We start from the raw sequence: 8,766 nt of genomic DNA on the forward strand, positions 1-8,766 counted from the left end.
GCGCCAGCCGAAGAACGGCAGGACGGCGCGTCCGGTCCAGCCCATGTTCTCCGCGATCCGGCGCCCGGCCTTGTCGGCGACGTAGGCCTCCCAGATCGTTCGAACGTCTGGATCTACGGGGCGCTCTGCGTCCTCGACGAGGCGGTTGAATTCCGCTGCCGCGCCCGCTGCATCGCTGCTTTCAAGCCGATGACGGCTGACCCGCTTTCCGCCTTCGTAGGCGGCGATGGACCATCCTCCGCGGAGACGCTGGAGCTTGTATTCTGGCACCGCTCGTATTCCTCCAGGTCCGCTTCGCGAACGCGGAGCAACTTCCCGCCCGCACGGAACGCGGTCAACTCCCCGTTGTCGATCATTTTCCGCACGAGGTTGGCCGAGCACTTCCAGCGCTGCGCGACCTCCGCAGGCGTGTAGCAGATCATTCGTCGCCTCCCTGGGTGTCTTGGCTTTTCGGGGATCGGGATGCGGACAGCAGGGCAATCAGCCGGTCTGCATGTTCCCGCGTCAGCCCTTGCTCGAACGTTGTTTTGACGAAGCGCGGCATCTGCTCCGGGAGCATGTCGCTGTCGTCGTCCACGATGGCGTAGGACGGCGAGCCGTGCCGAAGGAGCCATTCGGCAATTTCTCCACCGCGAATGCCGTCGCGCGAGTTGGGCGTGCGCCACACCCGGGCGAACGGCACTCGAACCCCGCGGGCACGCAGGATGGCTCGACAGCCTTCCGGGCCTCGATCTTTGCCCTTCCGCCAAGTTGATGAGACGACGACACGACAGCCGGTCCGCTTCGCCACTTCGTTCAGCAGACCGACCTTGTCCGCATCAACCCGCCAAAGCGGCTCGCCACGCTCCGTGAAGGTGCGCTTGCAGTTCAGCACGCCATCAACGTCAAGGAATAGGATCGGGGTCATAGCTCGTCCGCCCCCTCGATCTTCGTGGGGCTGGATAGGGCGGGCGGATCCGGGAGCGGCATCCAGTGCGTGACGTTGATCGGCCCGTTCCGGTGACCCACGCATCGGTGGCCGGAGGCTGGCTGGACCATGTAGCCAATGCAGGAGTATCGCTCCCTGGCTTTGTGTGCGGGGGCGTCGCGCCAAAAGCCGAGGTAGCCTGAATTCCAGTCATCGTCGGCGAAAACCAAACCGGCAACGAGGATCGGGTCCGTAGTCATCGGCGCGGTCTCTATCGGCCTCCACCCCTTCGCCTCGCCGCCGTCTCCGGAAGCGCGCAGAGCGAGTTCGGCACCGCGCATGAGTCTTGGGTCCGGCATAACCTCGCCGGCCGTTCCTGCGCCGTAGGCTCGGGCGGCATCCATCAGCGGGCCGATCGGTGATGCGGCCAGCTTCTCCAGTTCGTCCTTGGACAAGCGGATGCCGTTGCCGGCGCTGAGGTTGATCCGCATCTTCGCGAGCACGAACCATGCGGGGTCGATCTCCGCCAGTTCCCCTGGCGCGCGGGGAGGGGCGTCAGACATCTTGGGCTCCTTCGGCGCTGAGGGCGGTCAGGAGGGCTCCGAGGATGGCGAGCGGTAGGGTCTTGCCATCCGCTGTGGCACCGTCGCTGGCGTGCTTCCGGATATTGGCCTCCCAATGCCCGTAGGGCGCGCTGGTCGGGGTCATCCCGCGGAAGAACGTGAGCTTCCAACCGGACGATGCCGGGCTGTTTGCCGAGAAGGCTTTGATGGCCGGCAGCACCCGCTCGGCCAGAGCGATTACCTCATCCGACGAGGACGTGTAGAAATGGCCGGCATCGGGGTCCCAAAAGTTCGCCGCATCCTTGCGCGCGAAAGCCTGGAACACCTCGTAGTCCAGCCGGCGGTCCGGCCCTTTGGCTGTCTTGCAGCGAGCCGCCAGCCCGCGCAGCACTTCAGGATCCGCTTGCATCGGTCTCTGCTCCATTGGATGCGGACCCGGCCGCTTGGTGGAGATCGGGGGTGAGGGCGGCGCGGGCGGTGTCGTATGCTGCTTCAGCTTCGCCGAGATCGCGGACTGGGCGCCCGAGCCAGCATCGCCTGTAGAGGCCACTCAGGTATCGAGAGGCCCGATGCGCTTCCCGCAGCCTGTCCCGCTCTTCCCGTGCCTCGCACAGGTCGGCGGCGAGCTGGTCGCGCTCGGCGCGGAGGGTGGCGTTCTCTCTGGCGTACCGGTCCGCCGCGATGGCGTTCTCGGCAGCCAGATCCTTGAAACTGTCGCGGGCGATCCGCAGGCGCTCAAACTCGTCAGGCATCGTCCCGCACCTCACCGGCCTGGCTGGAACGGATGGTCGCGAGGGCGGCTTCGATCGCGTCGGCGCGGTCCAAGAATGCGCGCTGTTCTGATGTCGTCGCGGCGTATTGGTCTGCGACGAGTCTAAGCCATTTTACCTGAGCCCAGGGGTTACGACAGATCGACTCTTTATCCAGAAGCGCCTTTGCCTCCCCGACAGGATCGGGTTGGGGCGCCTTGACCTCCCCCCCCTGAGGGGAGGTGGGGTGCGTGGGCGTCTCGGCTTCGACAGGCTCCAGCGCAGCAATGGGATAGATTTGGACCGACCCCGGCTCGCGCTCGCTCTCGACGCAGACGCCGCGCGGCGTCAGGGCTGTAGCGTAGTAGCCGACGACGACGCCCTGCCACGACGATCCCTTCGTTTTGCGAACGCGTGCGCCGAGTTGGATCCCCGTCTGATCTCTCCCGCCCGTTCCGTCCGGACGAAATGCGGGGACGAGTTGGCCGGGGACAAACTCAGCCCACTGCATCGCATCTGTGACGACGCGAGCCAGATCCTCATCGGCGGGCCCGACGCGAGAGGCCAGGCGCTTGCGCTGATGCTCAGTGGAATAGACGGTCAGGTCCAATCGCTCGGGGTCGCCTGGAGGGGGCGCGATCGGTTCGGCCGCCCCGATCGGCACCCAGCCTTCCCAGCAGCCGTGAAAATTCCAGATCAGGGAGTCGCCGTTGTAGTGCAGGATCGTGTCCAGCGCGTCGGTCTCTTCCTCGTCGCCGTGCCCGAGCTTGATGGTGCCGACCCAGCCCAGAGGCATCCGAGCGTTCGGCTTGTGCTTCGCGATGATGGGCACACCCGTGGGCGCGTCCTTCATCGGCAGCCAAGCCACCCCCGCCACCGGAGCGGCCTGAGATGCGGGGACTTCCTTCAGAAAGCCCTCGGCGACGCAGCCCCACTTGACCCGCTCGTGGGTCGGGAGATCGGCCCAACCCCATGCCGTCTGTCCGAACATGGATTGATAGCAGATCCATAGCAGTTCGCCCGGTTGGATGTTCGCAGGCTTCTCCCCCCGATCCGTGCCGGACGCTGCGTCGGGTGTGTGGTGCTCGGTCATGGCGTCACTCCTGATTGAACGGGTAGGCAGGATCACGCCGGGGGTCTTCCGGCGGGAGGACCGCGCGCATCGCCTCGCGGATAATGATCTGGATCTCGGTGCGTTGGCGCAGGGTGCCCTGGTTGGTCCGGACGCCAGCGCGACGGGCGACGAGGCGCATGCAGTCCAGCGAGGCTTGATCGAGGTCGGCGAGGCGGCGGGTCATTTCGGGGCCTCGGTGAAGACCCAAACCATGAAGCCGAGCCAAGCGAGGCACGGGATCACGATGCAGACGATGCCGGCCACGCAGAGGAAGAGAATGCCGAAGGTCTCAGCCACGGGGAGCCTCCGCACCCGGTAGCAGCCCGAAGGTCGCTGCCCGCTGTTCGGTGGTGCGGTATTTCGCAGGTACGCCCCTAGCGGCATCGCTGGCGCACTCGGGGCAGATGCCGTCATGCTCCTTGCAGTAGTCGCGGTCGTTGCCGTGCTCCTTGCGGCGCACCCGGCACGCGCGGGCGCAGAGCTTGAGCCACTCGTCCTCGGGCATGACGAAGGCGCTCATCGGGCCACCTCCGTCGCAGGAGCGCGGTCGGCGGCGAGAAGCCGGGCATTGATCAACAGGGCGCTAAGCGCGCTCTCGTAGGCAACGGCCTGTCCTTGATAGAACGCCCGATTGCCATGGCCTTGCGGATGGGCCTCGGCATCTTGGCGAGAAGCTTCGATGCGGGCCTGAAGCCAAGCTATCGTTCTTGAATATTGATCGCTCATCTCTTCAGGCTCCGGTCTTATCGGGGGCGGTGGACGGAGGGGCGGGGGTGGTAGGCCAGCCAGTCGCCGTATAGGCGTCGCCGTCGATCTCCATCTCGACACACAGCGCCCAAGCGTAGGTGCTGCCCACGCCGAACAGTTCTTTGGCGAAGGCCCAGTTCGGAACGCCGCGGTAAGAGCGGCCTGCTAAGGCCCGGGCGTTGGCGAAAATCCGGCGCCGCGTAATGGCCGCAAGGTCCCGCGCCATGCGCTCGTCTTGGCTTGAAGTCTCAGCCACGGGTCATCTCCTTGATCTGGGCCGGGAGAAGGTGCGGGGAGAGCGGCGGGGTCATGCGGCGGCGCTCGGGGCTTCAGCGAGCGCATCGACCGCCTCAATCCGCCGGCCGATCCAGCGCATGACGTTCACCGCCATGGAGTTGCCGAGCATCTTGTAGCGGGGGCCGTCAGCCATGGTCCCGCCGCGCCACGGCACAGCGGTCCAGCCATCGGAAAAGCCTTGAAGGCGCTCGCATTCGAGGGGTGTCAGGCGGCGAACGGCCCACTCGGTGAACGCAGGGCCGCCATTGTGGCCGATGGCGACGGCAAGCTGCCCGCCGGCATTGGCATGGCTCTCGCTGTGCCCCATGGCGCGCATGGTTGGGGTCGCCCCCATATCGGTCGCATCGGCGCCGTAGTCCTTGCACGAGAAGGCGATGGCCGGCGGGTGCGCCCCAGCCGCGAGCGGATGACACGGATCACCTGGCTGCGGGTTGTTGCGGTTCTGCGCGCTGGTGATCTGTGTCGTGTCGAAGGCGATGAAGGTCTCGCTCTCGAAATCGAGCCGGCCGTGCGGCCCGCCGTGCGCGTTAACCGCGGTGGCGACTTGGATAGGCCCGCGGGTGTCATTGCCACCGTAGGCCAGGACAAGCTGTCCGGCAGCCGCCTCGTCTGGACCTATGCGCCATCCGCCACCTGGGCCAGTGCCCGCGAGAGCGCCGATGGCAGCTCCCGCCCCCGCTTCTCGGCGCGGCGCAGGATCCCCGCGCAGGCACGCGCGCTCAAGAAGTACCGCTGCGGGACGGCGCCAGTCTCCAAGATGTCCGACAACGAACACACGGCGTCGGCGTTGAGGGACAGCCCGTCCGTACCCGTCCACTCGGACGTACTGAGCGTCAAGGACGCGCCAAGCGAGCCCGTATGCGTTCCGATAGCCCGCGAGGACACCACTGTTCTGCCAACCGCCGACTGGGACCGACACGATCTGTCCAGAGAGCAGTCCCAAAACTGCTGCAAAGTCTCGTCCTTCGTTGTTTGAAAGGACGCCGGGGACGTTTTCCCATGCCACCCACCGGGGGCGAAGGCGGCCAGCAAGCCGACCAAACTCAAGCGTGAGGCTGCCACGCTCTCCATCCAAGCCCGCTCGTAGCCCGGCGACGGAGAAGTCTTGGCAGGGGGTTCCGCCCACGAGAAGGTCGATTGCCGGGTAGTCGCCGTCTTGGATCGTCGTGAAGTCGCCATGCAGCGGCACCTCAGGGAAGCGGTGTTGCAGGACCGCGCGAGGGGCGGCTTCGATCTCGGCGACGAATGCGGCTTCCCAACCGAGCGGCGCCCAGGCGACCGAGGCGGCTTCGATGCCCGAGCAGACTGACCCGTAAGTGAGCACGCTCATCCCTCCCTCCCACATCGCGACGCGAGGGTCGGGGGGACAGAGGAGGGCATCCCGTTATGCTCGACGCCGTTGATCGTTCGGCCAGCCTTCCGCTTGCCAGTGCGTCGGACACAGCGGCCGTCGTCGAACTCGTGGATCTCGCCCGGCCCCTCGACCTCAGAGACCGAGACCCACTCGCCGTTCTGCTTGTGGTGGTAGGGCACGCCAGCCGCGGCACAGGCGTCTCGGATGTCCCGGAACCACTGCGGGTTGGTCGGCCGCGCCTTGTGGCCGCCCTGATCGGTCTCGCCGCCGGTGATGACCCAATCGATTCTCTCGACGTCGCAGTCCTTCAGGGCGTCGCGGACCACTGTGAAGTCGCCGGCCATGCTGTAGACGATTCGCGTGAAATCGATTGGCCCGAGCAGAGGCTCCGCCGAGACGAAGCTGAAGGCCGGGCGCAGATCACGCGCGGCGTCGAGCAGGTGCCGGACGTTCCGGTTCGCGACCTCCTGGTTCTCGCACGTGGCGCCGAGCGCAGCGTTCTCCGGCAGGCCGCCGGCAGCTTCCGCCATCGCGACAGCGTTCTGCGGACGCTTCGACAGCAGCAGGTGCAACAGGTGCGGTGTCTCGCGCATCACGGCGAACCACTCGCGCCGGATGCCCGGGTCTGCCGCGTTGTCCCAGGGGTCGCAGAGCGACGGGAACACGCTGATCGTGCGACCGGCGGCCTTCGCCTCGCGGTCCCATTTGGCGAGCTGCCGCCAGTAGGACTCGCTGGTCCGGCTGCGCTCGCCGTGCGGGCCCCACTCAACCCGGCCGAGGCGAGTATCCATCAGGTGCGCGGCATAGCAGCCATCGCACGCTGGGCTGATCTTGGTGCAGCCGATCCAGGGCGACCACGTCCGGTCACACCAGGAGATACCGGTTTCCTCAGCCATGCTGCGCCCCCCCAACCATCTCGGCCTCAGCCACATCCTCCGCCCGCACGTCGCCGTGCAGCAGCACCGCCAGGACGATCAGCGCCGCGGTCGAGGCCGAGCCGAGCCCGCAGAAGAATCCGAGCCAGAACATCATCGCGCGGCCTCGCTGATCCGCCCGCCGGCCGCCCGGATCGCCTTGTCCAGGGTGTCGAAGGCGATCTCGGTGGGGATGGCGACCATGCCGCCGTGCCGGGTCATGTCGCTGTGCAGGTCGCGCGCGGCGGCTTTCGCGGCCGCGAGCAGATCCGGGTCATGCGGCGCGCCGGCCTCGGCGATCTCGATCTGCCGCTGCGTCGTCCGAAGCGCGTCCAGGGTCTCGTCGACCACCAGCCCGCCGGCGGCCATGTCGACCTTGAAGAAGCGGTTGAGGCGGTGCGCCGCCGTGAGCAGGGTCTCGGCGCTCATCGCTGATCACCTCCACCATCGCGATCGCCAGCCAGCCCGCGCACAGTCGCCAGGGTGACCGGCCCGCGCCGGTTCTTGGCGACGCCGAGCAGCTGCCGCATGTGGCCCGCGTAGGGGTCGCGCTTCGGCGGCGGCGCAGTGGGGCGGGACTTGGAGCGGAGGACCATCATCGGCCGGCCACCGCGCGCAGCCGGATCTCGCGCTGGACAGTGAACAGCACGTCCTCGTCCATCTGCTGCCGGAGCACCCAGGCGAGATAGCTCTCCGGCACGGCCGACCACGGCTCGCCGCGGTGCTTGCCGAAGGTGCAGCGCGGCAGCAGCGCCGGGCCTGCCGACCACAGCACCAGGTCGTCGAGGCTGGCGAGCGCCAGCATCTCGCGGAGCACGAGCGCCGTGACGTATGCGTCGGGCCCGGCCCGGTGCGCCGGCTCGGCCAAGGCGCGCTCCAGGCCGGGCGGATTCCGCCAGTACCGCAGCGTGCCGTTCTTGTGGTCCGGCGCCTCCGGCCAGAGCCGAAGCGCGGCCTTGTATGTGCAGATCCAGTGCGCCTCGCCGGTCACCTCGGGGGTGAGCCACTGGCGCTCGAAGCGCGCGTTGTGGGCCACGAGCACGAAGTGATTGGCGCGCATCCGAGCCTCGTCGAACAACGCCTCGCGGGTGGCCTCGGCGAAGACCGGCTGGCCGGCGACATCGGTGTCGACGATGTGGTGGACCGCCGAGGTCTGCGGCGGGATCGGCTGCTCGGGATCGACGAGCATGCTGCGCGGCTCGCCGACGGTCCACGACTCGCCATCGTGGGTCAGGTCGCACCAGCCGATCTCGCAGACACCGGCCGGGGGCTCGAAGCCGGTGGTTTCTAGGTCGATGACGCGGATCAGCATCACGCCTCACCCCGCTCTTCCTTGGCCATCTGCTCGGCAGCCGCAGAATGACCGGCCTGCCAGTTCGCGAGCCGGCCGGCGTCCTCCTTGATCTCGGGCTTTAAGCACTTCTTCGTGCCGCGCATCGCGTCCTCGTAGCCGCGCGCGTAGTCCGGGCTCTTCGGGTCAATCGTGGGCTGACCCGTGGCCGCCTCGGCCTGTTCGACCTGGGCTGATTCCGCGTCCGGGGCGGCGCCTTCGGCCTGCTCTGCAGCGTCGGCAGCCGGCGCATCGGAGGTACTCGGCGCCTCTTCGGCCTCCGCCGGACGCGAGGCGATCTGGTCGAGCACCGCCGCCAGGCGCGGCCGGGCGGTCTCCTTCCCCTCCTCCTGCGCGCCCTTGAAGTCGTAGAGGTCGTCGTCCCGGCGCATCAGGTCGTCGAGGTCGGTCGACATCGGCAGCACCTTCGAGTGCCGGCGCGCGACCGTCTTGCGAGCCATCTCGCCCCACCACTGCACCCAGGGGCCGTTGTTCTTGGCCCGGCTGACCGCGCGGACCTTCTCGATCTGCGCGAAGGTCATCACCTCCCGGGACTTCTCGCCCGACTTCAGGACGGCGATCGAGTAGGCGGCGATCGGCTTGCCGGGCTCGCCCATGGTGGGCTTGTGCCGGAGAATCGGCTCGTCACCGAGCTCGTAGAGGAACTCGTCGTTTTCGTAGACGACGTGCGCCTCCCAGGTGGCGATCTCGCCGGAGTTGCGGACCTTCTTCCGCAGGCCGCCGATCATCGGCATCCACTGCGCCTTGCCGCTGAACTCGACGATCGCGCC

Annotated in this window: 16 protein-coding genes and 2 pseudogenes; all 18 read right to left on the reverse strand. The window is 67.6% G+C overall.

From position 1 onward, the window contains the following. Window positions 1-270: hypothetical protein (locus BM228_RS35735; protein ID WP_244537431.1), on the reverse strand; the 270-nt coding region annotated here is incomplete at its 3' end. Between the two features lie 17 nt (window positions 271-287). Next, window positions 288-422: pseudogene (locus tag BM228_RS36210) on the reverse strand (helix-turn-helix domain-containing protein); the annotation flags it as partial. Next, window positions 419-907 carry an HAD domain-containing protein gene (locus BM228_RS35050; RefSeq protein ID WP_167367901.1) on the reverse strand — a complete coding sequence of 163 codons (489 nt, stop codon included), beginning with the start codon at window positions 905-907 and terminating at the stop codon, window positions 419-421. The gene BM228_RS35050 and the pseudogene BM228_RS36210, both read right to left, overlap by 4 nt. Next, the gene (locus tag BM228_RS32515; RefSeq protein ID WP_092047365.1) at window positions 904-1,470 is read right to left on the reverse strand and encodes a DUF551 domain-containing protein; all 567 of its coding nucleotides are present in this window, start codon (window positions 1,468-1,470) and stop codon (window positions 904-906) included. The genes BM228_RS35050 and BM228_RS32515 overlap by 4 nt, the downstream gene beginning before the upstream one ends. After that, a complete protein-coding gene (locus tag BM228_RS32520) occupies window positions 1,463-1,879 on the reverse strand; it encodes a hypothetical protein (protein ID WP_167367902.1) in 417 nt (138 codons plus the stop codon). The genes BM228_RS32515 and BM228_RS32520 overlap by 8 nt, the downstream gene beginning before the upstream one ends. Beyond that, window positions 1,863-2,222 carry a hypothetical protein gene (locus tag BM228_RS32525; protein ID WP_092047369.1) on the reverse strand — a complete coding sequence of 120 codons (360 nt, stop codon included), beginning with the start codon at window positions 2,220-2,222 and terminating at the stop codon, window positions 1,863-1,865. Before BM228_RS32525 ends, BM228_RS32520 begins: the two co-directional genes overlap by 17 nt. Before the next feature lie 265 nt (window positions 2,223-2,487). Continuing rightward, window positions 2,488-2,643 (reverse strand): annotated as a pseudogene (locus tag BM228_RS35740) (hypothetical protein); the annotation flags it as partial. Between the two features lie 673 nt (window positions 2,644-3,316). Continuing rightward, the gene (locus BM228_RS32535) at window positions 3,317-3,517 is read right to left on the reverse strand and encodes a hypothetical protein (protein ID WP_092047373.1); all 201 of its coding nucleotides are present in this window, start codon (window positions 3,515-3,517) and stop codon (window positions 3,317-3,319) included. Window positions 3,518-3,622: 105 nt separating this feature from the next. Further along, complete coding sequence (locus BM228_RS32540; RefSeq protein WP_092047375.1) at window positions 3,623-3,853, reverse strand: hypothetical protein; 231 nt, start codon at window positions 3,851-3,853, stop codon at window positions 3,623-3,625. Next, window positions 3,850-4,059, reverse strand: a complete 210-nt coding sequence (locus BM228_RS34370) for a hypothetical protein (protein WP_139234332.1) — start codon at window positions 4,057-4,059, stop codon at window positions 3,850-3,852. Before BM228_RS34370 ends, BM228_RS32540 begins: the two co-directional genes overlap by 4 nt. Window positions 4,060-4,063: 4 nt before the next feature. Then, a complete protein-coding gene (locus tag BM228_RS32545) occupies window positions 4,064-4,336 on the reverse strand; it encodes a hypothetical protein (protein WP_092047376.1) in 273 nt (90 codons plus the stop codon). Window positions 4,337-4,387: 51 nt separating this feature from the next. Beyond that, a complete protein-coding gene (locus BM228_RS32550; protein WP_092047384.1) occupies window positions 4,388-5,707 on the reverse strand; it encodes a DNA cytosine methyltransferase in 1,320 nt (439 codons plus the stop codon). After that, entirely contained in the window at window positions 5,704-6,627 is a 924-nt protein-coding gene (locus BM228_RS32555) for a DUF5131 family protein (RefSeq protein ID WP_092047378.1), read from the reverse strand. The genes BM228_RS32550 and BM228_RS32555 overlap by 4 nt, the downstream gene beginning before the upstream one ends. Beyond that, a complete protein-coding gene (locus BM228_RS35055) occupies window positions 6,620-6,763 on the reverse strand; it encodes a hypothetical protein (RefSeq protein ID WP_167367903.1) in 144 nt (47 codons plus the stop codon). The genes BM228_RS32555 and BM228_RS35055 overlap by 8 nt, the downstream gene beginning before the upstream one ends. Further along, on the reverse strand, window positions 6,760-7,074 hold the full coding sequence (locus BM228_RS32560; protein ID WP_092047380.1) for a hypothetical protein: 315 nt from the start codon (window positions 7,072-7,074) through the stop codon (window positions 6,760-6,762). The genes BM228_RS35055 and BM228_RS32560 overlap by 4 nt, the downstream gene beginning before the upstream one ends. After that, on the reverse strand, window positions 7,071-7,244 hold the full coding sequence (locus BM228_RS35060) for a hypothetical protein (protein WP_167367904.1): 174 nt from the start codon (window positions 7,242-7,244) through the stop codon (window positions 7,071-7,073). Before BM228_RS35060 ends, BM228_RS32560 begins: the two co-directional genes overlap by 4 nt. Then, window positions 7,241-7,957, reverse strand: a complete 717-nt coding sequence (locus BM228_RS32565) for an exonuclease domain-containing protein (RefSeq protein WP_092047382.1) — start codon at window positions 7,955-7,957, stop codon at window positions 7,241-7,243. The genes BM228_RS35060 and BM228_RS32565 overlap by 4 nt, the downstream gene beginning before the upstream one ends. Beyond that, window positions 7,957-8,766, reverse strand: an 810-nt coding sequence (locus tag BM228_RS32570) for a recombinase RecT (protein WP_139234333.1), incomplete at its 5' end; no start/stop codon positions are given. The genes BM228_RS32565 and BM228_RS32570, both read right to left, overlap by 1 nt.

The organism is Methylobacterium pseudosasicola (genome assembly GCF_900114535.1).
Taxonomy (GTDB): domain Bacteria; phylum Pseudomonadota; class Alphaproteobacteria; order Rhizobiales; family Beijerinckiaceae; genus Methylobacterium; species Methylobacterium pseudosasicola.

Bases quoted from the DNA above. Each gene is read 5' to 3' on its own strand.
- BM228_RS35050 (WP_167367901.1), bottom strand. From the start codon at position 907: ATGACCCCGATCCTATTCCTTGACGTTGATGGCGTGCTGAACTGCAAG.
- BM228_RS32515 (WP_092047365.1), bottom strand. From the start codon at position 1,470: ATGTCTGACGCCCCTCCCCGCGCGCCAGGGGAACTGGCGGAGATCGAC.
- BM228_RS32520 (WP_167367902.1), bottom strand. From the start codon at position 1,879: ATGCAAGCGGATCCTGAAGTGCTGCGCGGGCTGGCGGCTCGCTGCAAG.
- BM228_RS32525 (WP_092047369.1), bottom strand. From the start codon at position 2,222: ATGCCTGACGAGTTTGAGCGCCTGCGGATCGCCCGCGACAGTTTCAAG.
- BM228_RS32535 (WP_092047373.1), bottom strand. From the start codon at position 3,517: ATGACCCGCCGCCTCGCCGACCTCGATCAAGCCTCGCTGGACTGCATG.
- BM228_RS32540 (WP_092047375.1), bottom strand. From the start codon at position 3,853: ATGAGCGCCTTCGTCATGCCCGAGGACGAGTGGCTCAAGCTCTGCGCC.
- BM228_RS34370 (WP_139234332.1), bottom strand. From the start codon at position 4,059: ATGAGCGATCAATATTCAAGAACGATAGCTTGGCTTCAGGCCCGCATC.
- BM228_RS32550 (WP_092047384.1), bottom strand. From the start codon at position 5,707: ATGAGCGTGCTCACTTACGGGTCAGTCTGCTCGGGCATCGAAGCCGCC.
- BM228_RS32555 (WP_092047378.1), bottom strand. From the start codon at position 6,627: ATGGCTGAGGAAACCGGTATCTCCTGGTGTGACCGGACGTGGTCGCCC.
- BM228_RS35055 (WP_167367903.1), bottom strand. From the start codon at position 6,763: ATGATGTTCTGGCTCGGATTCTTCTGCGGGCTCGGCTCGGCCTCGACC.
- BM228_RS32560 (WP_092047380.1), bottom strand. From the start codon at position 7,074: ATGAGCGCCGAGACCCTGCTCACGGCGGCGCACCGCCTCAACCGCTTC.
- BM228_RS35060 (WP_167367904.1), bottom strand. From the start codon at position 7,244: ATGATGGTCCTCCGCTCCAAGTCCCGCCCCACTGCGCCGCCGCCGAAG.
- BM228_RS32565 (WP_092047382.1), bottom strand. From the start codon at position 7,957: ATGCTGATCCGCGTCATCGACCTAGAAACCACCGGCTTCGAGCCCCCG.